The sequence below is a fragment of the Streptomyces fradiae genome (assembly GCF_041270065.1).
Classification (GTDB): Bacteria; Actinomycetota; Actinomycetes; order Streptomycetales; family Streptomycetaceae; genus Streptomyces.
In genome coordinates this window covers 4,179,053-4,205,187 of the sequence record NZ_CP065958.1, presented here as the reverse complement: position 1 = coordinate 4,205,187, position 26,135 = coordinate 4,179,053, and the positions used below count along the sequence as shown (strand labels likewise).

Sequence of the window (26,135 nt, the reverse complement as noted above, 5' to 3'; positions counted from 1 at the left end):
GCGGAAACCTTTCGGGACGGTGCTGGGCGGTGTGTCCGAAATACTACGCAGAGGCGTGGCGCAGCCCTCGTAAATCGGTTCGCCGCTTCTCTGCCGCAGGTGCGATCCTGGATCCCGTATGTCTACTTCCTTCGCCGCCCTCCAGACCGTCCTGGCCGAGGTCTCGCTGCGGGACTCGCACCGGCTCGGCCGCCGTCTCGAAGGCGCCCGCCGCATCCGCAAGCCCGAGGCCCGCGAGGCCGTCCTGGACGAGATCGCCGTCGAGGCGGCCAAGGCCAAGGAACGCGTCGACGGGCGCGCCTCCCGCGTGCCCCCGGTCACGTACCCCGAACAGCTCCCGGTCTCGCAGAAGAAGGACGAGATCGCCGAGGCGATACGCGACCACCAGGTCGTGATCGTCGCCGGTGAGACCGGCTCCGGCAAGACCACGCAGATCCCGAAGATCTGTCTGGAGCTGGGCCGGGGCGTCCGGGGCATGATCGGGCACACCCAGCCCCGCCGGATCGCCGCCCGCACGGTCGCCGAGCGCGTGGCGGAGGAGCTCCGCACGCCCCTCGGCGAGGCGGTCGGCTGGAAGGTCCGGTTCACCGACCAGGTGAACCCCGACGCGACCTTCGTGAAGCTGATGACGGACGGCATCCTGCTCGCCGAGATCCAGACGGACCGCGAGCTGCGCGCCTACGACACGATCATCATCGACGAGGCCCACGAGCGGTCCCTCAACATCGACTTCCTGCTCGGCTATCTGGCCCAGTTGCTGCCGAAGCGCCCCGACCTCAAGGTCGTGATCACCTCCGCGACCATCGACCCGGAGCGTTTCTCCCGCCACTTCGGCGACGCGCCGATCGTCGAGGTCAGCGGGCGTACGTACCCGGTCGAGGTCCGCTACCGGCCGCTCCTCGAAGAGGACAGCGACGAGGCGGACCGGGACCAGATCACCGCGATCTGCGACGCCGTCGACGAGCTGCAGAAGGAAGGACCGGGCGACGTCCTGGTCTTCCTCTCCGGCGAGCGGGAGATCCGCGACACGGCGGACGCGCTCACCAAGAAGAAGCCCCGCGGCGGAGCCGCTGATGGATGGGGCAACACCGAGATCCTGCCCCTGTACGCCCGGCTGTCGCACGCCGAGCAGCACCGGGTCTTCCAGGCGCACTCCGGCCGCCGGATCGTGCTCGCGACGAACGTCGCGGAGACCTCGCTCACCGTCCCCGGCATCAAGTACGTGATCGACCCGGGCACCGCGCGCATCTCGCGCTACTCGCACCGCACCAAGGTGCAGCGGCTGCCCATCGAGCCGGTCAGCCAGGCCAGCGCCAACCAGCGCAAGGGCCGCTGCGGCCGTACGTCGGACGGCATCTGCATCCGGCTGTACTCGGAGGACGACTTCCTCACCCGCCCCGAGTTCACGGACGCGGAGATCCTCCGTACGAACCTGGCCTCCGTCATCCTCCAGATGACCGCGGCCGGCCTCGGCGACATCGAGAAGTTCCCCTTCATCGACCCGCCGGACCACCGCAACATCCGGGACGGCGTGCAGCTCCTCCAGGAGCTGCACGCCCTGGACCCGGCGCAGAAGGACCCGCGCAAGCGGCTCACGGACACCGGCCGCAAGCTGTCCCAGCTGCCGGTGGACCCGCGGCTCGCCCGGATGGTCCTGGAGGCCGACCGCAACGGCTGTGTCCGCGAGGTCATGGTGATCGCGGCGGCGCTGTCCATCCAGGACCCGCGCGAGCGGCCGTCCGACAAGCAGGCGCAGGCCGACCAGCTGCACGCCCGCTTCAAGGACGAGACCAGCGACTTCCTCGCCTTCCTCAACCTCTGGCGCTACGTCCGCGAGCAGCAGAAGGAGCGCGGATCGTCGTCCTTCCGCCGGATGTGCAAGCAGGAGTACCTGAACTTCCTGCGGATCCGCGAGTGGCAGGACATCTACTCCCAGCTGCGCACGGTCGCCAAGCAGATGGGGATCCACCTCAACGAGGAGGACGCCCCCGAGCAGTCCATCCATGTCTCCCTCCTCTCCGGCCTGCTCTCCCACGTCGGCCTGAAGGACGTGAAGGAGTCCAAGGACGCGACGAAGAGGGACGGCGGCCGGGATCCGAAGCGCGAGGGCGGCGGCGGCCGGAACGAGTACCTCGGCGCCCGCAACGCCAAGTTCGCGATCTTCCCCGGCTCCGCGCTCTTCAAGAAGGCCCCGCGGATGGTCATGTCCGCCGAGCTGGTGGAGACCTCGCGGCTCTGGGCCCGGGTCAACGCGCGGATCGAGCCCGAGTGGGTCGAGCCGCTGGCCCAGCACCTGGTGAAGAAGACGTACAGCGAGCCGCACTGGGAGAAGGACCAGGCCGCGGTCATGGCCTTCGAGAAGGTCACCCTGTACGGCGTGCCGATCGTCGCCGACCGCAAGGTGAACTACGGGCGGATCGACCCCGAGGTCTCCCGCGAGCTGTTCATCCGCAACGCGCTCGTCGAGGGCGACTGGCGCACCCACCACAAGTTCTTCGCCGACAACCGCAAGCTGCTCACCGAGGTCGAGGAGCTGGAGCACCGGGCCCGGCGCCGGGACATCCTGGTCGACGACGAGACGCTCTTCGACTTCTACGACAAGCGGGTGCCCGAACACGTCGTGTCCGGGGCGCACTTCGACTCGTGGTGGAAGCACAAGCGCCACGAGGAGCCGGAGTTCCTGGACTTCGAGCGCGAGATGCTGATCAACGAGAAGGCGGGGGCGGTCACCAAGGCCGACTACCCGGACTCGTGGCGGCAGGGCGCGCTGAAGTTCCGGGTGACCTACCAGTTCGAGCCGGGCGCGGACGCGGACGGCGTGACCGTGCACGTACCGCTCCAGGTGCTCAACCAGGTCACCGACGAAGGCTTCGACTGGCAGATCCCGGGTCTGCGCGAAGAGGTCGTCACGGAGCTCATCCGCTCCCTCCCGAAGCCGATCCGCCGCCACTACGTGCCGGCGCCGAACTTCGCCGGCCGCTTCCTCGACGCCGTCGTGCCCGTGCAGGAGCCGCTGACGGCGGCGCTCGCGCGCGAGCTGCAGCGGATGGTCGGCGTGCCGCTGACGGCCGAGGACTTCGACTGGGCCAAGGTCCCCGAGCACCTCAAGATCACCTTCCGGATCGTCGACGAGCGGCGCCGCAAGCTGGCCGAGGACAAGGACCTGGAGGCGCTGAAGCTGAAGCTGCGCCCGAAGGCCCGTCAGGCGCTCTCCAAGGCCGCCGCGGCGGCCACGGGCGGCCGGGACGGCTCCGGGCCCTCCCTGGAGCGCACGGGCCTGAAGGACTGGACGATCGGGACGCTCACCCGGGTCTTCGAGACCAAGCGGGGCGGGCAGCCGGTCAAGGCCTACCCGGCCCTGGTCGACGAGGGCGACAGCGTCGCCGTGCGACTCTTCGACACCGAGGAGGAGCAGGCGGAGGCGATGTGGCGGGGCACCCGGAAGCTGATCATGCTGAACATCCCGGTGAACCCGGCGAAGTTCGCCTCCGACCGGCTGACCAACCAGCAGAAGCTGGCCCTGTCGGCCAACCCGCACGGCTCGATCCAGGCCCTCTTCGACGACTGCGCCACCGCCGCGGCCGACCGGCTGATCGCGGACCACGGCGGCCCGGTGTGGGACGAGGAGTCCTTCCGGAAGCTGTACGACAAGGTGCGCGCCGATCTGGTGGAGCTGACCGTACGGACGGTGAGCCAGGTCCAGCAGGTGCTTGCCGCCTGGCAGGCCTGCGAGCGGCGTCTGAAGGCCACGAACAGCCCCGCCCTGCTCCGTAACCTCCAGGACGTGCGTACGCAGCTCTCCTGGCTGATGCCGGCCGGTTTCGTGACCCGTACGGGTCTGAAGCGGCTGCCGGACCTGATGCGCTACCTGGTGGCGGCGGACCGGCGGCTGCAGCAGATGCCGACGGGCGTGCAGCGGGACACCACCCGGATGGAGAAGGTGCACGAGATGCTGGACGAGTACGCCTGGCTGCTCGAACAGCTCCCGAAGGGGCGCCCGGTGCCGTCCTCGGTCACGGACATCCGCTGGATGATCGAGGAGCTGCGGGTGAGCTACTTCGCGCACGCGCTCGGCACGGCGCACCCGGTGTCGGACAAGCGGATCGTGAAGGCCATCGACGCGGCCGTGCCGCAGCCCGCCCGGTGAACCCTTGGTGAACCGGTCCGGCCGCCGGTTCGACCGCACCCCCTGACCTGCTGTACTCTTTTCCTCGCAGCCACGGTTCACCGGCTGCAAGGGCTCTGTGGAGCAGTTGGTTAGCTCGCCACCCTGTCAAGGTGGAGGTCGCGGGTTCAAGTCCCGTCAGAGTCGCAGTAGAGAAGAAGGCCCGCACCGATCGGTGCGGGCCTTCTTGCGTTCCCGGGAGCCAGGGACCAAGGTCCCCCCAAGGAGTGACCATCGCCGTGGTGGCGGGCCTCTTGGGGGTGGAAGGCTGTTCTGGGGCAAGGCTTTGACGATGTGACGGGTGTCACTCAATCAGTTTTCGGAACGGCCGAACTTACACCCCTCCTACATGCCTCAGATTTAATATGTGCAATTGCACCCGGTCTACGCGGGTGAACCGGGACATAAAAAGATCGCACCGGACCCGGCGGAGTCCAGTGCGATCGATGACGGGGGACCTGTTGGGGCAGGTCGCGCGTCGGCAGAGCTTGGGGTGAGCGGCCCGGGTTGGGGGACCCGGAAGTGCCCGGTACTGCAGGGTGTTACGGGGTGTTGCGCGTGTCGCGGGCGCCTCAGGCCTCGCTGCGCTGCTGCGGAATGCCCGCCAGCAGGGCGCGGACCTCGGCCTCGCGGTACCGGCGGTGTCCACCCAGGGTGCGGATGGACGTGAGCTTGCCGGCCTTGGCCCAGCGAGTCACCGTCTTCGGGTCCACGCGGAACATGGTCGCAACCTCGGCAGGGGTCAGCAGCGGCTCGGCATCAGGGGTGCGAGCGGTCATGAGCGGCCTCCTCGGGAGAACCGAACCATCTCGGTTCTTTCCTCTAAATTCTGCACCTTGACCCGCCTTGCCCGAAATGGCGGAAGCGGGTCGAGTCGGTTATAGGACGAACGGCTTGTCCTCGGCACTACAACTACACCATCCGTCCAGCCACGTCGGCCAAACCGATGGAATTGCCCTCGCAGGTGTTCATCAGCGGCGGAAGTCGATGGACCATGCCATAACGGACAGTCACGCCACTGTGACGATCAGTCACAGAGCGATCAGGAGTCCTCAGACCCCCCATAGAGTGCAATGTCGAGTGTTCCGCCCATACTTGGACGGAAGGAACCCTCCCCGGACTCCTTGTCCTATTTTGGCACGAGGGTGGGCGATGGGCGCAAGGGTGCGTTAAGTGCTGTCCGTCACGCTTGGGTCAAAGGCCCGGATCGGGACCAACGTCCTACCCCATGGCAGGAGCCGGCGTCCACCGATGAAGATCATTTACATCAGGTCGACATGTCCTGTCGATGATCAATTGGCGAACTGCAGGTTGTGCACGGCCTTCCAGCGCTCCGCGAACCGCCCGTAGGCCTCCTGCGCGCCCGGCCCGTCACCGGCCCGCAGCGCCTCGATCCCGGCCGCCACGTCCGCCGCCGAGCGGTCCGCGTCCAGCGCCTCCGCCGGGAGGACGTGCACCAGACCGCCGTAATCCAGCTCCACCAGGGCCCGCGGATGGAACTCCTCCAGCCAGCGCCCCACCTCGATCAGACTCTCCGTCATCGGGCCCTCCGCGATCGCCGCGCGCAGCGCCTTCAGCGCCCGCGCCAGCCGCCGCCGCGCCTGCACCATCGGCGTCCGGTAACGGAACACCGGCTCGGCACCCTCCCCCGCACCCTCCTCCGCGCCCGCGCCCGCGCCCGGCTCGTACTCCCGCTCCTCGTCCGCGAACAGCGCGAACCAGGCCGGCGGCACCCGCCACACCGTGCTGCGGATCCACGGCCGCGCGTCCGGGTTCCGCTCCAGCCACCGCTCGTGGTCCGCCGCCGCCTGGGCCCGCACCACCGGCGGCAGCATCGCGTCCAGGACCGGCGCCGGCAGCGTGCCGCCCACCAGTTCCTCCATCGCCAGCCAGCCGCGCAGCCGGGTCCGCCACGGACACACCAGGACCACCCCGTCGACCTCCGCCACGAAGGCGTCCGCGCTCTCGTGCACCGGCACCGGGACCGGCGGCACCGGCACCAAGTCCGCCAGCGAGCGGCGCAGTTCGTCCTGGACCCCCGGCGGGTCCGCCCGCCGGGCGTAGCGCGCCCAGTGGCCCCGCTCCGGCTCCGGGAACGCGGCCAGCGGCTCGTACACCCGCAGATAGGCGGCATAGGGGACGAGCACCGAGGAGGGGACCGACATGTCGCAAATCCTTCCACGCGCGTACTCCGCGAGGGGGTGATCCTCAGCACTGCGCCCCTGCTACGGCCAGGTAGGACTTACCCTCATGGCGACCTGGTCCCACCCCCACCCACAGGGGGGACCTTCCGCCGCTTCTTACTTGGGAGTCACCACCGTGACCGATGTGACCGGCGTGCCCGACGTAGTGCACACCCTGTTCCACTCCGCGCAGGGCGGCCACGAGCAAGTCGTGCTGTGCCAGGACCGCACCACGGGCCTCAAGGCCGTCATCGCCCTCCACAACACCGCCCTGGGCCCCGCCCTCGGCGGCACCCGCTTCTACCCGTACGCCACCGAGGCCGAGGCGATCGCCGACGCGCTCAACCTCTCCCGCGGCATGTCGTACAAGAACGCCATGGCCGGTCTCGACCACGGCGGCGGCAAGGCCGTCATCATCGGCGACCCGGAGCAGATCAAGACCGAGGAGCTGCTCCTCGCCTACGGCCGCTTCGTCGCCTCCCTCGGCGGCCGCTACGTGACGGCCTGCGACGTCGGCACCTACGTCGCCGACATGGACGTCGTCGCCCGGACCAACCAGTGGACCACCGGCCGCTCCCCCGAGAACGGCGGCGCCGGCGACTCCTCCGTCCTCACCGCCTTCGGCGTCTTCCAGGGCATGCGCGCCTCCGCGCAGCACCTGTGGGGCGACCCCACCCTGCGCGGCCGCAAGGTCGGCGTCGCGGGTGTCGGCAAGGTCGGCCACTACCTGGTCGAGCACCTGATCGCCGACGGCGCCGAGGTCGTGATCACCGATGTGCGCGAGGAGTCGGTGCGCCGGATCACCGAGAAGTTCCCGCAGATCACCGTGGTCGCCGACACCGACGCGCTGATCCGCGTCGAGGGCCTGGACGTCTACGCCCCGTGCGCCCTGGGCGGCGCGCTCAACGACGCGACCGTCCCGGTGCTCACCGCGACCGTCGTCTGCGGCGCGGCCAACAACCAGCTGGCCCACCCCGGCGTCGAGAAGGACCTGGAGGCGCGCGGCATCCTCTACGCGCCCGACTACGTGGTCAACGCCGGTGGCGTGATCCAGGTCGCCGACGAGCTGCACGGCTTCGACTTCGACCGCTGCAAGGCCAAGGCCACGAAGATCTTCGACACCACCCTGGAGATCTTCGCACGTGCGAAGTCGGATGGAATTCCGCCGGCCGCGGCGGCCGACCGGATCGCCGAGCAGCGGATGGCCGAGGCGCGTCAGGCCTGAGCCTGGCGGGGTTGACCTGGACTTGACAGGTCCGGCCCGTTGATCGATCAAAACGGCGTGGGCGATTCGCGGGGCTTTCGCGAGACTTCGCTCACGCCGTTCGGCGGGTCGGACCTCAAGAAGAGGTTAAAATCGCGATTGACCAGCGAGGACGGGGCACCTCGATGGTTCTGTACCGGGGTATGTGATGCGCGCGGCGTACCGTAGACCGACGGAAACAGGTACCGTTGAAGCCCTACGGACCGGTCTCTCTTTCGAGAGTCCGTTCCGGATCATGAACGCGTGTCAAGACTCTGGGGCCAGAGAGCCCCGTCACCGAGGGGGTCGAGCCATGGGGCGCGGCCGGGCAAAGGCCAAGCAGACCAAGGTCGCCCGCCAGCTGAAGTACAGCAGCGGCGGGACTGACCTGTCGCGTCTGGCCAACGAGCTGGGCGCTTCGACTTCGAGCCAGCCGCCGAATGGCGAGCCGTTCGAGGACGACGACGAGGAAGACGACCCGTACGCGCAGTACGCGGATCTCTACAACACGGACGACGAGGACGAGGACGACGAGTCCGGTCCGGCGTCCACTCAGCGTCGCGCTTGACCTTCTGAACATGGAAACCCGGTCCGGGGCAACCGGACCGGGTTTCTGCGCTGTCCGTGACCGGATGCGGAAGCTGTCCGTGACCGGATACGGAAGAGGCCACGCGGCCAACGGAAAAGGGGCCCCTGAGGGGCCCCTTTTCCGTAACGACTCCTACTTCGCGTAGTCGCCGATCAGCTCGGCGCCCGTCGCCTTGTCGCCGCGCTCGGTGATCTCGCCGGCCACCCACGCGTCGACCCCGCGGTCGGCAAGGGTGGTCAGGGCCGCGTCCACGGACTCGGCGGGGACCACGGCCATCATGCCGACGCCCATGTTCAGGGTCTTCTCCAGCTCCAGGCGCTCCACCTGACCGGCCGTGCCGACCAGGTCGAAGACGGCGCCCGGGGTCCAGGTCGAGCGGTCCACGACGGCGTGCAGGCCGTCCGGGATCACCCGGGCCAGGTTGGCGGCCAGGCCGCCGCCGGTGATGTGGCTGAAGGCGTGCACCTCGGTGGTGCGGGTGAGCGCCAGGCAGTCCAGGGAGTAGATCTTGGTGGGCTCCAGGAGCTCCTCGCCGAGCGTCCGGCCGAACTCCTCGACCTGCTGGTCGAGAGCCATGCCGGCGCGGTCGAAGACCACGTGCCGGACGAGCGAGTACCCGTTGGAGTGAAGACCGGAGGACGCCATCGCGATGACGGCGTCACCCGTACGGATGCGATCCGAGCCGAGCAGCCGGTCGTACTCGACGACGCCCGTGCCGGCGCCGGCGACGTCGAAGTCGTCCGGGCCGAGCAGGCCGGGGTGCTCGGCGGTCTCGCCGCCGACCAGGGCGCAGCCGGCCAGGACACAGCCCTCGGCGATGCCCTTGACGATGGCGGCGACCCGCTCGGGGTGCACCTTGCCGACACAGATGTAGTCCGTCATGAACAGCGGCTCGGCGCCGCTGACCACGATGTCGTCCATGACCATGGCGACCAGGTCGCGGCCGATGGTGTCGTACACGCCCATCTGGCGGGCGATGTCGACCTTCGTGCCCACGCCGTCGGTGGCGGAGGCGAGCAGCGGGCGCTCGTAGCGCTTGAGGGCGGAGGCGTCGAAGTAGCCGGCGAAGCCGCCGAGGCCGCCGAGGACCTCGGGGCGCTGGGTCTTCTTCACCCACTCCTTCATGAGCTCGACGGCGCGGTCGCCCGCTTCGATGTCGACGCCCGCGGACGCGTAGGAGGCACCGGTGGTCTGAGACATGGGGTTCAGAGCTTTCGTGTCGTTACTGCGGTACTGCGGGGGTCTTACGGGCGGCGGAGCGCGTCGGCGGCCGCGGTGGCGGCGGGGCCGGCGGCCAGCTCGGTCTCCAGGAGCTGCTTGCCGAGCAGCTCGGGGTCCGGAAGCTCCATCGGGTACTCGCCGTCGAAGCAGGCCCGGCACAGGTTGGGCTTGGCGATGGTGGTCGCCTCGATCATCCCGTCGAGCGAGATGTACGAGAGCGAGTCCGCGCCGAGCGACGTGCCGATCTCCTCGACCGACATGCCGTTGGCGATCAGCTCCGCGCGGGTGGCGAAGTCGATGCCGAAGAAGCAGGGCCACTTGACCGGCGGGGAGGAGATCCGGATGTGGACCTCGGCGGCGCCGGCCTCGCGGAGCATCCGGACCAGCGCGCGCTGGGTGTTGCCGCGGACGATCGAGTCGTCGACGACCACCAGGCGCTTGCCCTTGATGACTTCCTTGAGGGGGTTCAGCTTCAGCCGGATGCCCAGCTGACGGATGGTCTGCGAGGGCTGAATGAAGGTCCGGCCGACGTAGGCGTTCTTGACCAGGCCGGCGCCGAACGGGATGCCGGAGGCCTCCGCGTAGCCGATCGCGGCCGGGGTGCCGGACTCCGGCGTCGCTATCACCAGGTCGGCCTCGACGGGCGCCTCCTTGGCGAGCCGGCGGCCCATCTCCACGCGGGAGAGGTAGACGTTCCGGCCTGCGATGTCGGTGTCGGGGCGCGCCAGGTACACGTACTCGAAGACACAGCCCTTGGGCTTCGCTTCCGCGAATCGAGAGGTGCGGATGCCGTTCTCGTCGATCGCGATCATCTCGCCCGGCTCGACCTCGCGGACGAAGCTGGCGCCGCAGATGTCGAGGGCGGCGGACTCGGAGGCGACCACCCAGCCGCGCTCCAGCCGGCCGAGCACCAGCGGGCGGATGCCCTGCGGGTCACGGGCCGCGTAGAGGGTGTGCTCGTCCATGAAGACGAGGGAGAAGGCGCCCCGGACCTCGGGGAGGACCTTCGCGGCCGCCTGCTCGATGGTGAGCGGCGTGCCGTCCTCGTCGACCTGGCCCGCGAGCAGCGCGGTGACCAGGTCGGTGTCGTTGGTGGCGGCGACCTGGGTGGACCGGCCCTCCTTCTTGGGGAGGTCGGCGACCATCTCGGCGAGCTGCGCCGTGTTCACCAGGTTGCCGTTGTGGCCGAGCGCGATGGAGCCGTGGGCGGTCGCCCGGAACGTCGGCTGCGCGTTCTCCCACACGGAAGCCCCGGTGGTCGAGTAGCGGGCGTGACCGACCGCGATATGACCTTGAAGGGAACCGAGAGAAGTCTCGTCGAAGACCTGGGAGACAAGTCCCATGTCCTTGAAGACGAGGATCTGGGAGCCGTTGCTCACCGCGATTCCCGCGGATTCCTGACCCCGATGCTGGAGGGCGTAGAGCCCGAAATACGAGAGCTTTGCGACCTCTTCACCCGGAGCCCAGACACCGAAGACGCCACAAGCGTCCTGGGGGCCTTTCTCACCGGGGAGCAGATCGTGATTGAGTCGACCGTCTCCGCGTGGCACGTTTCCGAGTGTAGACGGGCTCGCCCACTGGTCCGAATTGAGGAAATGCGGAGGTGGGGATACTCGTGCGATCGCACGAGGAGATCAACTCCGGCTTGGAGAGGGCTACGAAGCAGGCGGGGTAAGGGATTCCGGCCCACGGGGCTCGGCGAGCGGACGCTCGTACCAGGCCCGGGGCGGTCCCGCGATGTGACGGACGCCGCAGTCCGCGTCCGCTCAGCGGGCGGTCGCGGTCGCCGTGAGGCCCTCGCCCGAGGCGTCGGTGAGGGTCAGCGTTCGGTGGTTCAGCCGATACGAGAGCGGGCCGTCGAGGAGCTCGTACAGCCGCGTCTCAAGGGCCATCTGCGGGCCCGTGCAGATCATCCGGGTGGTCGCCGCCGGGCCCTCGACGGTCAGGGTCCGGGCCTTCTCGTCGACGCGGACGGCGGCGGAGAAGTTGTTGCAGCCCAGGTTGCCGGTGGCCCGGCCGTCGGCGCCGAGGACGAGCCGCGCCTTGGTCCCGCTGCCGGCCGGCAGGGAGGAGGCGGTGCCCTCGCCGTCGTCGCCTCCCGAGACCAGGCCGTCGACCTTCCAGGTGGTGCCGAGCAGCGGTGCGTCCGGCTCGGCGGTCAGCTCCACGCTGTTGCGCCCGTCGGCCGAGGCGAGGACCAGCGAGGTCCCCGACTGCTTCCCCTTGAGCTCGCCGGTGAACGCCTTGAGCAGCGCCGTCTCGAACCGCTGCCGGTCGTCGGGGCAGCCGATGGCCGTGACCGGGCCCGGGGAGACCGTGAGGGTGTCGCCCTTCACGGCGACGTCGGCGCCGAAGCCGTTGCAGCCGGAGGTGCCGTGGGCCTGGCCGTTCTTCTCGAAGTCCAGCTGCGCGCCGGCCGGGGCGACCGAGCGGACGCCGTCCACCGTGGCCGCGGCGATCGTCCACGAGGTGCCCGCGACGGGCAGATCGGGCGAGCCGGCGGCGGCGCCGGGGCCCGTGCCCTGTCCCGTACCGCAGGCGGAGAGGGAGAGAAGGAGGAGCGCGAAGGCGGTTCCGGCGGTTCCGGCGAGGACGCGGGGCTTCTTCATGGCGGTGGGACGGAGGCCGCCGCCCTACGGTTCCGGTCCACGGTTCCGGGTCAGCCCATCAGCGGCAGCAGCCCGCCCAGATCGGCCCGCTCCCCGCTCGCCCGGACCCGCGCCGCGTCCAGCTCCGCCGCCCAGTCCGCCCGCCCGGTCGCCAGCCGCACCCAGGTCAGCGGGTCCGTCTCGATCACGTTCGGCGGGGTGCCCCGGGTGTGCCGGGGGCCCTCGACGCACTGCACCACCGCGTACGGCGGGATGCGCACCTCCACCGCGCCGCCGGGGGCCTTCGCGGCGAGGGTGTCGGCGAGGAGGCGGACGCAGGCGGCGAGCGCCTGCCGGTCGAAGGGGACGTCCGGGACGTCGGGGCCGGTCGCCGCGTTCAGGTCGTCGGTGTGGACGACGAGTTCGACGGTCCGGGTGACCAGGAAGTCGCCGAGCCGCATCGCGCCGAACCGGGTCGGGACGAGCCGCTCGTCCGAGACGCCCGCGATCGCCTCCTCGTACCGCGCGAGCGTCCGCGCGTACAGCTCCGGCAGATCGCCCGTGCCGATCGCCCGGGTGTCCTCGTCGATGCTCCGCGCCGCCGTCGCCGTGGCCAGGGGCCAGTCGACCAGGGCGAGTTCCCGCCGCGCCGGCTCGGGCTCCGTGAGCTTCCGGGCCAGGGACGCGAGCACCATCGTCAGGTGCGCCGCCAGCTCCCGAACCGTCCACTCGCCGAGCCGCGTCGGCCCCTCCAACTGCTCGGGCGTCAGCGCGCTCACCGCCTCCCGTACGTTCCGGAACTGGGCCAGGACGGCCGCCCGGGTCCGGGCGGAGTCGTAGCTGCGGGCGCGCTTCTTGGCAGGTGGCATGGGCAGAGGCTAGCCCCGAGACTGGAAAGGACGGGAGTCACTCGCAGCGAAGGCAGGCGACGGGACCATGACCCATCACGAGCACCCCGATGCCGCGTTGGTACGGCGGGGCTACGAAGCGTTCAGCACCGGAGACATGGAGACGCTCGCCTCCCTGATGACCAGCGACTGCACGCACCACTCGCCCGGCGAGAGCCAGATGTCCGGGCACTTCAAGGGCCGGGACAACGTCCTCGCCCACTACGGACAGCTCATGGAGCTCACCAACGGCACCTTCCGGGTCGAGGTGAAGGGCATCTACCCGGACGGCCGCGGCCATGTCATGTCGGTGCACAAGTGGCACGCCGACGGCACCGACCGGGGCATCGAGATGGAGGGCGGCCTCTTCTTCACCTTGATCGGCGGCAAGATCTCCGACATCGACGAGTGCGTGGCGGACATCGTCGAGTCGGACGCCTTCTGGGGCACGGGCTGACAGCACGGAGCCCCCACCGCGAGGGTGGGGGCTCCGTTCCGTACGGGGATACGGGGACCGATCAGGCCAGCAGGCCCGGGATCGTCGCCTCGTGCGCGGCGCGCAGCTCCTCCAGGGAGGCGCTGAACTCGCCCTGGACCTCCACCGAGTCGCCGTCGACGACGCCGATCCGGGTCGCCGGCAGACCCCGCGCACCGCACATGTCGGTGAAGCGGAGCTCCTCGCTGCGCGGGACGGACACGACCGCGCGGCCGGCCGACTCGCTGAAGAGGAGGGTGAAGGCGTCCAGGCCCTCGGGCACGACCAGGCGCGCGCCGTTGCCGCCGCGCAGGCAGGACTCGACGACCGCCTGGACCAGACCGCCGTCGGACAGGTCGTGGGCCGCGTCGATCATGCCGTCGCGGGAGGCCGAGATCAGGATCTCGCCGAGCAGCTTCTCCCGGTCGAGGTCCACGGCCGGCGGGAGACCGCCGAGGTGCTGGTGGATCACCTCGGACCAGGCCGAGCCGCCGAACTCCTCCTTGGTGTCGCCGAGCAGGTAGAGGAGCTGGCCCTCTTCCGCGAAGGCGATCGGGGTGCGGCGGGTGACGTCGTCGATCACACCGAGGACGGCCACGACGGGCGTCGGGTGGATCGCCACGTCACCGGTCTGGTTGTACAGCGAGACGTTGCCGCCGGTGACCGGGGTGCCCAGCTGGAAGCAGCCGTCCGCGAGACCACGGGTGGCCTCGGCGAACTGCCACATGACGGCCGGGTCCTCGGGCGAGCCGAAGTTCAGGCAGTCGGAGATGGCGAGCGGCTTGGCGCCGGAGGCGGCGACGTTGCGGTACGCCTCCGCGAGCGCGAGCTGGGCGCCGGTGTACGGGTCGAGCTTGGCGTACCGGCCGTTGCCGTCGGTCGCCATGGCCACGCCGAGGTTGGTCTCCTCGTCGATGCGGACCATGCCGGCGTCCTCGGGCTGGGCGAGCACGGTGTTGCCCTGCACGAAGCGGTCGTACTGGTCGGTGATCCAGGACTTGGAGGCCTGGTTCGGGGAGCCGACCAGCTTGAGGACCTGCTCCTTCAGCTCGGCGCCGTCCTGCGGGCGGGCCAGCTTGCCGGCGTCGTCGGCCTGCAGCGCGTCCTGCCACTCCGGGCGGGCGAACGGGCGCTGGTAGACCGGGCCCTCGTGGGCGACGGTGCGCGGCGGGACGTCGACGATCTGCTCGCCGTGCCAGAAGATCTCCAGGCGCTCGCCGTCCGTCACCTCACCGATGACGACCGCGATGACGTCCCACTTCTCGCAGATCTCCAGGAAGCGGTCGACGTACTGCGGCTCGACGATCGCGCACATGCGCTCCTGCGACTCGCTCATGAGGATCTCCTCGGGCGAGAGCGTCGCGTCGCGCAGGTGCACCTTCTCCAGGTCGACCCGCATGCCGCCGGTGCCGGCCGAGGCCAGCTCGGAGGTGGCGCAGGACAGACCGGCGCCGCCGAGGTCCTGGATGCCCGCGACCAGCTTCTCCTGGAAGATCTCCAGGGTGCACTCGATGAGGAGCTTCTCCTGGAACGGGTCGCCGACCTGGACCGCCGGGCGCTTCGTCGGCTTGCTGTCGTCGAAGGTCTCCGAGGCGAGCACGGAGACGCCGCCGATGCCGTCGCCGCCGGTGCGGGCGCCGTAGAGGATGACCTTGTTGCCGGGGCCCGAGGCCTTGGCGAGGTGGATGTCCTCGTGCTTCATGACGCCGATGCAGCCGGCGTTGACCAGCGGGTTGCCCTGGTAGCAGGAGTCGAAGACGACCTCGCCGCCGATGTTGGGCAGGCCCAGGCAGTTGCCGTAGCCGCCGATGCCGGCGACGACACCGGGCAGCACGCGCTTGGTGTCGGGGTGGTCGGCGGCGCCGAAGCGCAGCGGGTCGACCACGGCGACCGGGCGGGCACCCATGGCGAGGATGTCGCGGACGATGCCGCCGACGCCGGTGGCCGCGCCCTGGTAGGGCTCGATGTACGAGGGGTGGTTGTGCGACTCGACCTTGAAGGTGACCGCGTAACCCTGGCCGACGTCGACGACGCCCGCGTTCTCGCCGATGCCGACGAGCATCGCGTCGTTCTGCGGGGCCTTCTCGCCGAACTGCTTCAGGTGGACCTTGCTGCTCTTGTAGGAGCAGTGCTCGGACCACATGACGGAGTACATCGCGAGCTCGGCGCCGGTGGGACGGCGGCCGAGGATCTCGCGGATGCGCGCGTACTCGTCCTCCTTGAGGCCGAGTTCCTTCCAGGGCTGCTCGACGTCGGGCGTCTCGGTGGCGTGCTTGACGGTGTCGAGGCTCATCAGGCGTTGACCAGCTTCTTGAGGATCGAGGTGAAGAAACCGAGACCGTCGGTCTTGCCGGTTCCGATCAGCGGCTCGACGGCGTGCTCGGGGTGCGGCATGAGGCCGACGACGTTGCCCGCGGCGTTGGTGATGCCCGCGATGTCGCGCAGCGAGCCGTTGGGGTTCATGTCCAGGTAGCGGAAGGCCACCCGCCCCTCGGCCTCGAGCTCGTCGAGGGTGCGCTCGTCGGCGACGTACCGGCCGTCCATGTTCTTGAGCGGGACCTCGATCTCCTGGCCCTCGGTGTAGTCCGAGGTCCAGGCGGTCTCCGCGTTCTCCACCCGCAGCTTCTGGTCGCGGCAGATGAAGTGGAGGTGGTTGTTGCGCAGCATGGCACCCGGCAGCAGGTGGGCCTCGGTGAGGATCTGGAAGCCGTTGCAGATGCCGAGGACGGGCATGCCCGCCTTCGCCTGCTCGATGATCGTCTCCATCACCGGCGAGAAGCGGGAGATGGCTCCGGCCCGCAGATAGTCGCCGTAGGAGAAGCCGCCCGCGAGGACCACCGCGTCGACCTGCTTGAGGTCCTTGTCGCGGTGCCACAGCGAGACGGGCTCGGCGCCCGCGAGGCGGGCGGCGCGCAGCGCGTCCTGGTCGTCCAGCGTTCCGGGGAACGTGACGACGCCGATGCGTGCGGTCACGACTCCACCTTCACGGTGAAGTCTTCGATCACGGTGTTGGCAAGGAAGGTTTCGGCCATCTCATGGATGCGGGCGAGGGCGGCCTCGTCGACCGGTCCCTCCACCTCCAGCTCGAAGCGCTTCCCCTGGCGGACGTCGGCGATCCCGTCGAACCCGAGGCGGGGCAGTGCACGCTGCACCGCCTGTCCCTGCGGGTCGAGGATCTCCGGCTTGAGCATGACGTCGACTACGACGCGTGCCACTGGCACTCCCGGTGGTGTGTTGCGTGGGCGGTTCCCTCAGCGTACCTGCCTCCAAATTCTACGCGGGTAGAAGTCTGAAGGATCCTACAAAGGGCAGGGAAACGGCCGGGCCGATGAATTCGGGCGGAATACTCATCGCCACCCGTGACACGCGGAAACAATTGCCTGGGCTTCCCCTGCCGCACCCCTCGCTGTACAAAGGAATGCAGAGGAACGCAATTTTGTCCCCGGATCGCCGTTGCATCGGCATCGCCGCACGTCAAAGCGGTGCCAACCCTCTCAGCCGACACGCGATCCGCAGGAAAGGACCGATATCCGTGGCTCAGCGAGTAGTGGTCACTCTCTTCGACGACATCGACGGCGGAGAAGCGGCGGAAACGGTCGCGTTCGGCCTGGACGGGAAGATGTACGAGATCGACCTGAATCCCGCCAATGCAAAGAAACTGCGCAAGGCCCTCGCCCCCTACCTGGCCGCCGGCCGCACCGTTCGTGCCGCAGGTCACAGGGCCGGCGGGAAATCGGGCGCCCGGACCCCGGCGGTCCCGCTCAAGCACACCGCGCTCGCCCCGGACCCGGCGGCGGTCCGCGCCTGGGCCCAGTCCAACAAGCTGGAGGTCCCCGCGCGCGGCCGGATCCCCAAGCGCATCTACGAGGCGTTCCAGGCGGCGAGCTGACGGCCGGGGGCTCCGCGATGCCGGTCCGGGGGCGGCCCCGGACCCGGATTTGCATTGCACCCCCCATGATCCGCTAGAGTCTGGATCACGCCGAGGGGCGAGGCCGAAAAGCCAAGTCCCACAAGCAGAGCGTGCGGGTGTAGTTCAGTAGTAGAACAGCCCTCTTCCAGAGGGAAGCCGCAGTGTGCGATCCCTGTCACCCGCTCTCTGCATCACGGTTACCAACCACTCCGGTGGATCAGGTACAGTGGTGCACGCACCGCCCGGTGAAAGCCGGTCGGGAGCAATGCGGACGTGGCTCAGTTGGTAGAGCATCACCTTGCCAAGGTGAGGGTCGCGAGTTCGAATCTCGTCGTCCGCTCAGGGAGCGAAGGCCCCGGTTCTCAGGAACCGGGGCCTTCGTCGTATTCCAGGGCTGCCCCGCCGTATGACGCCTGCCGTACGGCACCTGCCCGTATGCCGCCTGCCCTTATGACATTTGTCAGTCGGGGCGATGACAGCGCGCACTGCCGACGGCCCGGCACCGGCCCGAGCCTGGTGTCATGACGAACGTGATCGAGGCGGACGGCCTCCACCGGACCTACTCCGGCGGCTTCGAGGCCGTCGGGGGCATCTCCTTCACCGTGCCGCGCGGCGAGGTCTTCGCGCTGCTCGGCACCAACGGCGCGGGCAAGACCTCCACCGTCGAACTCCTCGAAGGGCTCGCCGCGCCCACCCGCGGCACCGTCCGGGTCCTCGGCCACGACCCGTACCGCGAACGCGCCGCCGTCCGCCCCCGCATCGGGATGATGCTCCAGGAAGGCGGCTTCCCCTCCGACCTCACCGCCACCGAGACCGCGCGGATGTGGGCCGGCTGCACCACCGGCGCCCGCCCCGTCGCCGAGGCCCTGGCCACCGTCGGCCTCACCCACCGGGCCGGCGTCCGCGTCAAGCAGCTCTCCGGCGGCGAGCGGCGCCGGCTCGACCTCGCGCTCGCCCTGATCGGCCGGCCCGAGGTGCTCTTCCTCGACGAGCCCACCACCGGCCTGGACGCCGAGGGCCGCCGCGACACCTGGGAACTGGTGCGCCGGCTGCGCGACGGCGGCACCACCGTCCTCCTCACCACCCACTACCTGGAGGAGGCCGAGAGCCTCGCCGACCGGCTCGCGATCATGCACCGCGGCCGGATCGTCACCGCCGGCACCCCCGCCGAGGTCACCGCCGCCCGCCCGGCCCGGATCCGCTTCCGGCTCCCCGAGGGCGTCCCGGCCGGCCGGCTGCCGCTCGGCCTCAAGGCCGCCGCCGACGGCCCGCGCGTCGAGATCCGTACGTACGAGCTCCAGAACGCGCTCGGCGAACTCCTCCACTGGGCCGCCGCCGAAGACGTCCGGCTCGACGGGCTCGACGCCCGGTCCGCCTCCCTCGAAGAGGCCTTCCTGGAGATCGCCTCCCGCGCCGAGTCCTTCGACGCCACCGACCGTGCCGCCCTGGAAGAGGTCCGATGAACGCCGCGCCGATGAACGCCACCGCCGCCCGCCTGACCGCCCTCGGCCGGGCCGAACTCACCCTCCTCGGGCGCAACCGCAACACCCTCTTCGTCGCGCTGCTCATGCCGGTGCTGATGATCTTCCTGCTGCGTTCCTCGCTCACCGGGCTGAGCGGCGGCCCGGGCGGCGCGGAGCGGCTGCCCATGGGCATCGCCGCGGCCACCCTGGTCGGCGGCACCGGCATGATCCTGATGCTCGTCGTCTATATGAGCCTGGTCTCCACCTACGTCGCCCGCCGCGAGGAGCTCGTCCTCAAGCGGCTGCGCACCGGCGAGGCCCGCGACCCCGAGATCCTGGCCGGCGGCGCGCTCCCGGCCGTCGTCATCGCCCTCGTCCAGTGCGCCGTGCTCAGCGCGCTCGGCCCCGCCGTCCTCGACGTGGCCGCCCCGCGCCGCCCCGACCTGCTGGTCCTGGGCGTGCTCGGCGCCGTACCGCTGCTCGCCGCGCTCGCCGCCCTCACCACCGTGATCACCCGCACCGTCGAGAGCGCCGGCCTGACCACCCTCCCCTTCTTCCTCCTCTCCGCGACGGGCTCGGGCCTGATGGTCCCGGCCGACTCACTGCCCGACCCGGTCGCCGCGGTCTGCTCGCTGCTTCCGCTGAGCGGCGCCATGGAGCTCGTACGGGCCGGCTGGCTCGGCGGCGGGGACGGCAAGGAACTGCTCGGCGCGGCCCTGACGACGGTGGCCTGGATCGTGATCAGCGTGTTTGCTGTGCGGAAGTGGTTCCGCTGGGAACCGCGCCGGTAGGGGACCGGGACTGGGGCCGGGGACAACGAGGGGGGCGGGAGTCGTGTCGAGGCTGACCGGATGGTGGAGCGGGCGCAGCAGCGCGGCCAAGGTCGAGCTGTACACCCGGTGGACCTTCCACACCTTCGCGCCGCTGGAGATCGTCGCGCTCACCAGCCTGCCGATCGGCCGGGCCGCCGACAGCCCGCTCGGCACGGGAGGCGCGGCGACGCTGATCCTGCTGACCTGCGTGCACGCCGTCCTCGGCGCCGTGGTCTCCTCCCGCGCCCTGGACTGGGGCCTCGACCGGCGCGAGCACCCCACCCGGCTCGCCGGCGCGCTGGTCGCGCTGACCTCCGGCGAGGTCGTCGGCACGCTCGTCCTGCTACGAGCCGGGGTGATCCACGACGCGTCGATCGTCGCCGGCGTCTCGGTCGGGCTCGTCAGCTTCACCGTCGGCACCCTGGCGCTCTGCCTCCCCCGGGTGCGCCACATCCTGTACGCGGTCCCCGCGGCCGCGCTCGCCGTCGGCGCCCTGGGCGCACTGTGCGGCATCGGGTTCGGCCCGGCGGCCGGCCTGGCCGTCGGCGTCCTGTTCGGCGGCTACGGACTGGCCGGCGCCTGCGGCTTCTCCGGCTGGCTGGTGCGGATCGTCTGGGAGCTGGAGCGGTCCCGCGAGCTGAAGGCCCGGCTCGCCGTCGCCGAGGAACGGCTCCGCTTCGGACGCGATCTGCACGACGTCATGGGCCGCAACCTCTCGGTGATCGCACTCAAGAGCGAGCTCGCCGTGCAGCTCTCCCGGCGCGGGCGGCCCGAGGCGGCCGTGGACCAGATGACCGAGGTGCAGCGGATCTCCCGGGAGTCGCAGCGCGAGATGCGCGAGGTGGTGCGCGGCTACCGCGCGGCCGACCTGCGGACCGAACTCGAGGGCGCCCGGGGCGTCCTGGCCGCCGCCGGCATCGCCTGCGCCGTCGACGCGCCCGAGCTCGATCTCTCCGCCACGGTGGAGTCGGCCCTCGGGTGGGTGGTCCGGGAGGCCACCACCAACGTGCTGCGGCACGGCGACGCCCGGCACTGCGCGATCACCCTGGGCGAGGCGGCCGGCGCGGTGGTCCTGACCGTGGAGAACGACGGCGCGGATGCCACACCCGCGGGCACCGGGTCCGGGTCCAGGTCCGGGTCCGGGTCCGGGTCCGGCCTCGCCGGGCTCCGCGAACGGCTCGGCGCGGTGGACGGCACCCTGGAGGCCGGCCCGGCGGCCCCGCGCTCCTTCCGCGTCACCGCCCGGGTGCCGCTGCCCGCGCCGCGTATCGAAGAGGAGAGAGTCCTGTGACCGAGGCCGTGACCGAACCGCCCGTCCGTGTCCTGCTCGCCGACGACGAGCATCTGATCCGCGGCGCGCTCGCCGCGCTGCTCGCCCTGGAGGACGATCTCGTGGTCGTCGCCGAGGCGGCCTCCGGCCCCGAGGCGCTCGCGATGGCGCGCGCCCACCGGCCCGATGTCGCGGTGCTCGATCTGCAGATGCCGGGCGCCGACGGTGTGACGGTGGCCACATCGATCCGGGACGAACTCCCGGACTGCCGCACCATGATCGTGACGAGCCACGGGCGTCCCGGGCACCTCAAACGGGCCCTCGCCGCCGGCGTCCGCGGCTTCGTCCCGAAGACGGTCAGCGCCCAGCGGCTGGCCGAGCTGATCCGTACCGTGCACGCCGGAAACCGTTATGTGGACCCGGAGTTGGCGGCCGACGCGATCGCCGCCGGGGACTCCCCGCTGACCGCGCGCGAGGCCGAGGTGCTCGAACTCGCCGCCGACGGAGCACCGGTGACGGAGATCGCCGAGCGCGCCGCGCTGTCCCCCGGGACGGTGCGCAACTACCTCTCCTCCGCCGCCGCGAAACTCGGCGCCGAGAACCGTCACACGGCGGTGCGTCTCGCCCGCGCGAAAGGTTGGGTATAGTTAGCAGCGCGCTACGGCGCATGCGGACGTGGCTCAGTTGGTAGAGCATCACCTTGCCAAGGTGAGGGTCGCGAGTTCGAATCTCGTCGTCCGCTCCATACAGAAAGCCCCCGGTCGATCCGACCGGGGGCTTTCTCGTTGCCCTAGCTCCAGGCCTGGCCGGTGAGGAGCTCGTACGCCTCGGTGTACTTGGCGCGGGTCTTCTCCACGACCTCGGCGGGAAGCGCCGGCGGCGGCTGCTCGCTCTTGCGGTCCCAACCGGAGGCCGGCGAGGTCAGCCAGTTGCGCACGATCTGCTTGTCGTACGAGGGCTGGGCGCGGCCCGGCTGCCACTCGGCGGCCGGCCAGAAGCGCGAGGAGTCCGGGGTGAGGACCTCGTCGGCGAGGACCAGGCGGGCGCCCTCCGGGGTGGACTCGAAGCCGAACTCGAACTTCGTGTCCGCCAGGATGATCCCGCGCTCGCGCGCGATGTCCCGGGCCCGGGAGTAGACGGCGAGGGTCGTCTGGCGCAGCAGCGCGGCGGTCTCGGCGCCGACCTGGCGGGCGACCTCCTCGTACGACACGTTCTCGTCGTGGTCGCCGACGGCGGCCTTGGTCGCCGGGGTGAAGATCGGCGCGGGCAGCTCGGAGCCGTCGACCAGGCCCTCGGGCAGCGCGAGGCCGCAGACCGTGCGGGACTCGTCGTACTCGACCAGGCCGGAACCGGTGAGGTAGCCGCGGGCCACGCACTCGACCGGGACCATGTCCAGCGACTTGCAGATCAGCGTGCGGCCGGCCCAGTCGGCGGGCGCGCCGGCCGGGAGCTCGGTCGACAGGACGTGGTTGGGGGCCAGGTCGGCGAGCTTGTCGAACCACCAGAGCGACAGCTGGGTGAGGACGCGGCCCTTGTCCGGGATCTCGGTGGGCAGCACCCAGTCGTACGCGGACAGGCGGTCGCTCGCCACCATGACGAGGTCGCCCGCCTCGTCGCGGTACAGGTCGCGGACCTTGCCCGTGTGGAGATGGGTCAGGCCCGGGACCTGGACGGGCTCGGGCTTTTCTACGAATCCGGACACGGTTCCTCCGCGTAGGTTGATCCAGGAGCAGCTCCGATTCTCTCGCACGTCGGGGCGGGTCCGGCCGCCGGGCGGTGTGAGCCCGCGCTCAGTCCCCCGTCGTACGAGCGCGTCCGCGCTCAGCCCCGCTCAGTCCCGCTTGCAGATGCGGTCGAGGAGGTTCGCCGTGGCCCGCTGGATCCGGGGGTCCACATGGCCCGGCCGGTCGAGCGCCGGCGACCAGGCGAAGGTGCCCGAGGCGAAGACCCAGGCGCCGGACGGGGCCCGGTAGAGGCTGGTCTCCTGGTGCCGCAGCGCGCCCTCGCCGTCCCGGTAGGGCGAGTGGGCGAGCAGGATGCGGCCCTGGTGCTCGGGGAGCGCGGTGCGCGGGAAGTAGCGGTCGGCCTCGCCCGCGACCAGGCCCGGGATCTCGTCGCCCTCGCCCGCGCCGGTCGCCTCCCAGAGCCAGTGCTCCGCGTTCCGTACGACCATCGGGTGCGGTTCGGGCACCCGGCCCGCGTACTGGATGCCGAGCAGTTGCTGCTCCGGCCGGTCGACCTCCCGCCACAGCGCCGGGCGGCCGGGCCCGCGGCGTTTGCGGCAGGTGAGGAGCCGGTCGGGCGCCCCGGACGGCGAGGGGGCCAGCTCGATCTGCCAGTACATGGTGTTGGCGGACAGGAAGACGAGGGACGTGCCCTGGTCGCGGGCGAGCTCGACGGTCCGGCGCATCGGCACCGACCAGTACTCGTCGTGGCCCGGGAAGACCAGGCCACGGTAGCGACTCGGGTCCACCCGGCCCGCGTGCAGGTCGCGGGTCTCCGCGTACGCCAGGTCGTAGCCGTAGCGCTCGGCCCAGCGGATGAAGTCGTACGCGTGCCCCACGTGCAGCGGCAGGCCCGCACCCGCGTAGGGACGGTCGAAGGAGACGGTGACCGCCGCCTCCTCCTCGCCGAGCAGCCGGCCCTCCTCGTCCCAGGCGTGGTAGAGGCTGGCACCGGTCCTGCCGTCCTCCGGATAGAGGTTGTACGCCTGCCAGGTCACGTCGGGCAGCACGAGCAGCAGGTCCGCCGGGTGCCCGTCGCGGACGGTGAAGGGGATGTGGGAGCGGTAGCCGCCGACGGTGGTGAGCACGGCGACATACGCGCCGATCGACCAGTAGGAAGGGATCTGCAGCCGCCAGGACTGCCACCAGTGGTGGCAGGAGACGGTCCGGTCGGCGGTCAGCGGGGCGGGCTGGACGATCCCGGAGAGCCGCGGGCTGGTGGTGATCTTGGCGGCGCCGTCGCCGCCGTAGTGCCCGATCCGGTAGATGTCGACCGAGAACTGCTGCGGCGGGTCCACGGTGATGTGGAAGTCGAGCGCCTCGCCGGGCGCCACCGCGCCGTTGGAGACGAAGCCCTTGATCTGGCCGTGCGCGTCGTCGGCGGTGCGCGGGCCGCCGAGCCCGCCCCGGGCCAGAGTCTCGTCCGCGTACCACGGGACCATCTGGCCGGTGTCGTCGAAGTAGTTCTCGGAACCGCGCAGCCAGGGCAGCGGGCCCTGCCCGAAGGGATCCGACACGGCGTGCGCGAGCGCGCCGGACTCCCACCGCCTGATCTGCTCCGCTCCCATTGCCGCGCCCCTCCCTCGACTCCCCCGGTCGTCCGGTCCGATCCCGCTCGGTGCCTCTGGTGTCTGCCTGCCGAAGATGCCTCTGTCAGTGCCGGTCTCCAGCACATCACATAACGCACGCACTCCGTCACCCTTCGTCGTGAATTGACGAGAGTGGAAGGCAGCCCTCCGGAGGGGGCGGGTCCAGGTGTACGCCCGGGGGTACGTCCGCGGGCGCGGCCTCAGAGCAGCCGGACCGGCTTCTCCGGGCGCACCCCGGTGCGGTGCAGCCAGGCCCGCAGCGGCTCCGGGTCCCCGTCCTCCACCAGGCAGAGCACCGCCGGCACCAGGTCCGTGCTCCGCTCGCCGCGCACGAGCAGCGCCGGACCGTCCAGCCAGTCCAGACCGGGCGCCGCGTCGGCGGTGTCCACGGCGGCGCAGCAGACCATCGCGGCGACGTGGTCGGCGAGCAGGTCCCGGCCCGTACGGGGCGGCTGGAGCGGGAACAGCGGCAGCGGCCCGTCGGGGCCCTCGTCGACCGGTGCGACCGGCCGCTGCCCCTCCTCGCGGGCCGCCTGCGCGGTCAGCGCGGCGGCCAGCACGTCGGCAGCCTCGGTGCCGGGCGCCCGCTCGGGGGCGAGGTCGGGGTCGAGGTCCGGGTCGAGGGCGTCGGGGTCGAGGTCCGGGTCCAGGGCGTCGGGGGCGTCGAGCGATTCAGGGGCCGGGGCCGGCGCCGCGGCCTGGGTCGTCGTCAGGTGGGCCATGATCCGGGTCAGGGTCGGGGCCTCGGGGGCGTCCTGGTCCCGGCGCGCGGCGGGTCCGCCCGGGGCCGTGGGACCGGACGCCCCGAGCCGGTCGAGGACCTGGTGGAGGCGGGCGGCGTCGGCGCGCCACTTCCGGTCGACGACCTCCTCCGCGTACGCACTCCACTCCACCGGCGCCCAGTCCGGGCCCGGCTCGGCGGGCGCGCCGTGGAAGAGGCGGGCGGCGAGCAGCGAGGTCGCCTCGTCGACCGCGCCCGGCTCCTCCAGGAGGTCGCAGGCGGGCCGCTCGCCGAGCCGGGAGGCGAAACCGTCGGCGAGCCGGTCGCGGCGGGACAGCTCGGTGAGCGCCGACACCACGCCCGCGTCGAGACGCGCGGGCCAGCGGCCCATCCGCCAGGCGGGCAGCGCGACCCGGGTGAGCAGCCGGTCCCAGCCCGCGTAGGCGAGGCCGACCTGCTCCTGGGCGACGATCCGCACCCCGTAGTCCACGGCCTGGGCGCGCTCCGAGCCGGCCGCGGCGACGCCCCGCTCCATCTCGGCGGCGTGCCCGCGGCAGCCGCGCAGCATGATCCGGGCCAGTCGGCCCACGCCCTCCGCGCCGAGCCGGCGCACCGGGTCGAGGCCGGGGCGGCGGGGCACGGCGACGGCCGCGTCAAGGCCGCGCACGAAGCGGCGGGCGGCGGCTATGTCGGGATGCGCGGCCGGGCCCGTACCGGCGACGACCGGCGCGAGCACCGCCCGCAGCTCGGCGACCCGCATCCACCACAGGAACGGCGAGCCGATGACCAGGACGGGCGCCTCGTCGGCCCGCTCCCCACCGCGCGGGTGCGTCCGGTGCGCCGACCGGTGGGCCGGGTGCGAGCGGTCCTCCAGCCAGCTGTCGCAGTCCGGCGTGAGGGCTATCGCGGAGGGCGCGGGCACGCCGAGCCGGTCGGCGAGGTCGCGCACCATCCGGTAGAGGTCGGGGGCCGCGCTCTCGGCGAGCTCCACCGTCGGGGTCACCGCGGGCTTCGAGCGGGCGACGACCAGGGCGACGGCCGCCGCGACGAGCAGCACGACGACGGCGAGGGCGGTCACCACCCAGCGGGCGGTGTCCCAGCCGGGGCCGGTGAAGTGGCCGGTGACCCCGCCCGCGTACAGCACGACGGCGACGGCGGCGGGCAGCACCGCGAGGCCCAGCGCCCTGCCGCGCACGCGGAGCACCGCGAGCGCGCGGGAGCGGGCGGCGCGTGCGCCGAGCTCCTCGCCGGGTGCGGAACCGGTACCGGTCACGCCGTACATCACCCCCTCCTGC

Annotated in this window: 21 protein-coding genes and 4 tRNA genes; 13 read left to right on the top strand and 12 right to left on the bottom strand. The window is 71.2% G+C overall.

All coding sequences use genetic code 11. The features are described from left to right. Positions 1–118: 118 nt before the first annotated feature. Positions 119–4,147: an ATP-dependent RNA helicase HrpA gene (gene hrpA / locus JAO84_RS19110; RefSeq protein ID WP_370413960.1), complete on the top strand. Its 4,029-nt coding sequence runs from the start codon at positions 119–121 to the stop codon at positions 4,145–4,147. Between the two features lie 91 nt (positions 4,148–4,238). Next, a tRNA-Asp gene (locus JAO84_RS19105) sits at positions 4,239–4,312 on the top strand. Between the two features lie 425 nt (positions 4,313–4,737). On the opposite strand, the gene bldC is transcribed toward JAO84_RS19105, so the two are convergent. After that, positions 4,738–4,944 carry a developmental transcriptional regulator BldC gene (bldC, locus tag JAO84_RS19100; RefSeq protein WP_003949541.1) on the bottom strand — a complete coding sequence of 69 codons (207 nt, stop codon included), beginning with the start codon at positions 4,942–4,944 and terminating at the stop codon, positions 4,738–4,740. Positions 4,945–5,457: 513 nt separating this feature from the next. Next, complete coding sequence (locus tag JAO84_RS19095) at positions 5,458–6,330, bottom strand: hypothetical protein (protein ID WP_370413959.1); 873 nt, start codon at positions 6,328–6,330, stop codon at positions 5,458–5,460. Positions 6,331–6,484: 154 nt separating this feature from the next. Between JAO84_RS19095 and JAO84_RS19090 the strand changes: the two genes are divergently transcribed. Together JAO84_RS19090 and JAO84_RS19085 are read left to right on the top strand one after the other, a co-directional pair. Beyond that, a complete protein-coding gene (locus tag JAO84_RS19090; protein WP_370413958.1) occupies positions 6,485–7,573 on the top strand; it encodes a Leu/Phe/Val dehydrogenase in 1,089 nt (362 codons plus the stop codon). Between the two features lie 331 nt (positions 7,574–7,904). Next, a complete protein-coding gene (locus JAO84_RS19085) occupies positions 7,905–8,159 on the top strand; it encodes a DUF3073 domain-containing protein (RefSeq protein WP_265861184.1) in 255 nt (84 codons plus the stop codon). 153 nt (positions 8,160–8,312) lie between these two features. Here JAO84_RS19085 and purM read toward each other — a convergent pair whose 3' ends face one another. The 4 genes from purM to JAO84_RS19065 form a co-directional block, all read right to left on the bottom strand. After that, the gene (gene purM, locus JAO84_RS19080) at positions 8,313–9,380 is read right to left on the bottom strand and encodes a phosphoribosylformylglycinamidine cyclo-ligase (RefSeq protein WP_265861185.1); all 1,068 of its coding nucleotides are present in this window, start codon (positions 9,378–9,380) and stop codon (positions 8,313–8,315) included. A 44-nt stretch (positions 9,381–9,424) separates the two neighbouring features. Beyond that, positions 9,425–10,951, bottom strand: coding sequence for an amidophosphoribosyltransferase (gene purF / locus JAO84_RS19075; RefSeq protein ID WP_370413957.1), 1,527 nt, complete (start codon positions 10,949–10,951; stop codon positions 9,425–9,427). 216 nt (positions 10,952–11,167) lie between these two features. Beyond that, a complete protein-coding gene (locus tag JAO84_RS19070; protein ID WP_370413956.1) occupies positions 11,168–12,010 on the bottom strand; it encodes an META domain-containing protein in 843 nt (280 codons plus the stop codon). Positions 12,011–12,060: 50 nt separating this feature from the next. Then, on the bottom strand, positions 12,061–12,858 hold the full coding sequence (locus JAO84_RS19065; protein ID WP_370413955.1) for a sterol carrier family protein: 798 nt from the start codon (positions 12,856–12,858) through the stop codon (positions 12,061–12,063). 67 nt (positions 12,859–12,925) lie between these two features. Between JAO84_RS19065 and JAO84_RS19060 the strand changes: the two genes are divergently transcribed. Then, positions 12,926–13,333, top strand: a complete 408-nt coding sequence (locus JAO84_RS19060; RefSeq protein WP_265861192.1) for a nuclear transport factor 2 family protein — start codon at positions 12,926–12,928, stop codon at positions 13,331–13,333. A 61-nt stretch (positions 13,334–13,394) separates the two neighbouring features. On the opposite strand, the gene purL is transcribed toward JAO84_RS19060, so the two are convergent. Genes purL through purS form a run of 3 tightly spaced genes read right to left on the bottom strand, consistent with a single transcriptional unit; the run spans position 13,395 to position 16,566 of the window. Beyond that, positions 13,395–15,644: a phosphoribosylformylglycinamidine synthase subunit PurL gene (purL, locus tag JAO84_RS19055; protein WP_370413954.1), complete on the bottom strand. Its 2,250-nt coding sequence runs from the start codon at positions 15,642–15,644 to the stop codon at positions 13,395–13,397. Then, entirely contained in the window at positions 15,644–16,324 is a 681-nt protein-coding gene (purQ, locus tag JAO84_RS19050; RefSeq protein WP_265861196.1) for a phosphoribosylformylglycinamidine synthase subunit PurQ, read from the bottom strand. Before purQ ends, purL begins: the two co-directional genes overlap by 1 nt. After that, positions 16,321–16,566, bottom strand: coding sequence for a phosphoribosylformylglycinamidine synthase subunit PurS (gene purS / locus JAO84_RS19045; protein WP_137994413.1), 246 nt, complete (start codon positions 16,564–16,566; stop codon positions 16,321–16,323). The genes purQ and purS overlap by 4 nt, the downstream gene beginning before the upstream one ends. 317 nt (positions 16,567–16,883) lie before the next feature. On the opposite strand from purS, the gene JAO84_RS19040 reads away from it, so the two are divergent. The 8 genes from JAO84_RS19040 (at position 16,884) to JAO84_RS19005 (ending at position 21,551) form a co-directional block, all read left to right on the top strand. Continuing rightward, positions 16,884–17,240 (top strand): Lsr2 family protein, encoded by a 357-nt coding sequence (locus JAO84_RS19040; RefSeq protein WP_370413953.1) that lies wholly within the window; start codon positions 16,884–16,886, stop codon positions 17,238–17,240. A 133-nt stretch (positions 17,241–17,373) separates the two neighbouring features. Then, positions 17,374–17,445 (top strand) — tRNA-Gly (locus tag JAO84_RS19035). Between the two features lie 83 nt (positions 17,446–17,528). Further along, positions 17,529–17,601 (top strand) — tRNA-Gly (locus JAO84_RS19030). 181 nt (positions 17,602–17,782) lie between these two features. Next, positions 17,783–18,724 (top strand): ABC transporter ATP-binding protein, encoded by a 942-nt coding sequence (locus JAO84_RS19025; RefSeq protein ID WP_370413952.1) that lies wholly within the window; start codon positions 17,783–17,785, stop codon positions 18,722–18,724. Beyond that, a complete protein-coding gene (locus JAO84_RS19020) occupies positions 18,721–19,515 on the top strand; it encodes an ABC transporter permease (protein ID WP_370413951.1) in 795 nt (264 codons plus the stop codon). Before JAO84_RS19025 ends, JAO84_RS19020 begins: the two co-directional genes overlap by 4 nt. 43 nt (positions 19,516–19,558) lie before the next feature. Further along, a complete protein-coding gene (locus tag JAO84_RS19015; protein ID WP_370413950.1) occupies positions 19,559–20,827 on the top strand; it encodes a sensor histidine kinase in 1,269 nt (422 codons plus the stop codon). 8 nt (positions 20,828–20,835) lie between these two features. Continuing rightward, on the top strand, positions 20,836–21,453 hold the full coding sequence (locus JAO84_RS19010; protein ID WP_370416807.1) for a response regulator: 618 nt from the start codon (positions 20,836–20,838) through the stop codon (positions 21,451–21,453). Positions 21,454–21,475: 22 nt separating this feature from the next. Continuing rightward, a tRNA-Gly gene (locus JAO84_RS19005) sits at positions 21,476–21,551 on the top strand. A 45-nt stretch (positions 21,552–21,596) separates the two neighbouring features. Here JAO84_RS19005 and JAO84_RS19000 read toward each other — a convergent pair. From JAO84_RS19000 to JAO84_RS18990, 3 genes are all read right to left on the bottom strand, one after another. Continuing rightward, a complete protein-coding gene (locus JAO84_RS19000) occupies positions 21,597–22,508 on the bottom strand; it encodes a phosphoribosylaminoimidazolesuccinocarboxamide synthase (protein ID WP_370413949.1) in 912 nt (303 codons plus the stop codon). A 129-nt stretch (positions 22,509–22,637) separates the two neighbouring features. After that, on the bottom strand, positions 22,638–24,098 hold the full coding sequence (locus JAO84_RS18995) for a N,N-dimethylformamidase beta subunit family domain-containing protein (protein WP_265861203.1): 1,461 nt from the start codon (positions 24,096–24,098) through the stop codon (positions 22,638–22,640). Between the two features lie 221 nt (positions 24,099–24,319). Next, entirely contained in the window at positions 24,320–26,122 is a 1,803-nt protein-coding gene (locus tag JAO84_RS18990) for a hypothetical protein (RefSeq protein WP_370413948.1), read from the bottom strand. Positions 26,123–26,135: the final 13 nt, after the last annotated feature.

Coding starts and splice junctions, on each gene's coding strand:
- purL (WP_370413954.1), bottom strand. CDS start 15,644: ATGAGCCTCGACACCGTCAAGCACGCCACCGAGACGCCCGACGTCGAG.
- bldC (WP_003949541.1), bottom strand. CDS start 4,944: ATGACCGCTCGCACCCCTGATGCCGAGCCGCTGCTGACCCCTGCCGAG.
- JAO84_RS19070 (WP_370413956.1), bottom strand. CDS start 12,010: ATGAAGAAGCCCCGCGTCCTCGCCGGAACCGCCGGAACCGCCTTCGCG.
- JAO84_RS19060 (WP_265861192.1), top strand. CDS start 12,926: ATGACCCATCACGAGCACCCCGATGCCGCGTTGGTACGGCGGGGCTAC.
- JAO84_RS19085 (WP_265861184.1), top strand. CDS start 7,905: ATGGGGCGCGGCCGGGCAAAGGCCAAGCAGACCAAGGTCGCCCGCCAG.
- purM (WP_265861185.1), bottom strand. CDS start 9,380: ATGTCTCAGACCACCGGTGCCTCCTACGCGTCCGCGGGCGTCGACATC.
- JAO84_RS18995 (WP_265861203.1), bottom strand. CDS start 24,098: ATGGGAGCGGAGCAGATCAGGCGGTGGGAGTCCGGCGCGCTCGCGCAC.
- hrpA (WP_370413960.1), top strand. CDS start 119: ATGTCTACTTCCTTCGCCGCCCTCCAGACCGTCCTGGCCGAGGTCTCG.
- JAO84_RS19065 (WP_370413955.1), bottom strand. CDS start 12,858: ATGCCACCTGCCAAGAAGCGCGCCCGCAGCTACGACTCCGCCCGGACC.
- JAO84_RS19025 (WP_370413952.1), top strand. CDS start 17,783: ATGACGAACGTGATCGAGGCGGACGGCCTCCACCGGACCTACTCCGGC.
- JAO84_RS19095 (WP_370413959.1), bottom strand. CDS start 6,330: ATGTCGGTCCCCTCCTCGGTGCTCGTCCCCTATGCCGCCTATCTGCGG.
- JAO84_RS18990 (WP_370413948.1), bottom strand. CDS start 26,122: ATGTACGGCGTGACCGGTACCGGTTCCGCACCCGGCGAGGAGCTCGGC.
- JAO84_RS19020 (WP_370413951.1), top strand. CDS start 18,721: ATGAACGCCGCGCCGATGAACGCCACCGCCGCCCGCCTGACCGCCCTC.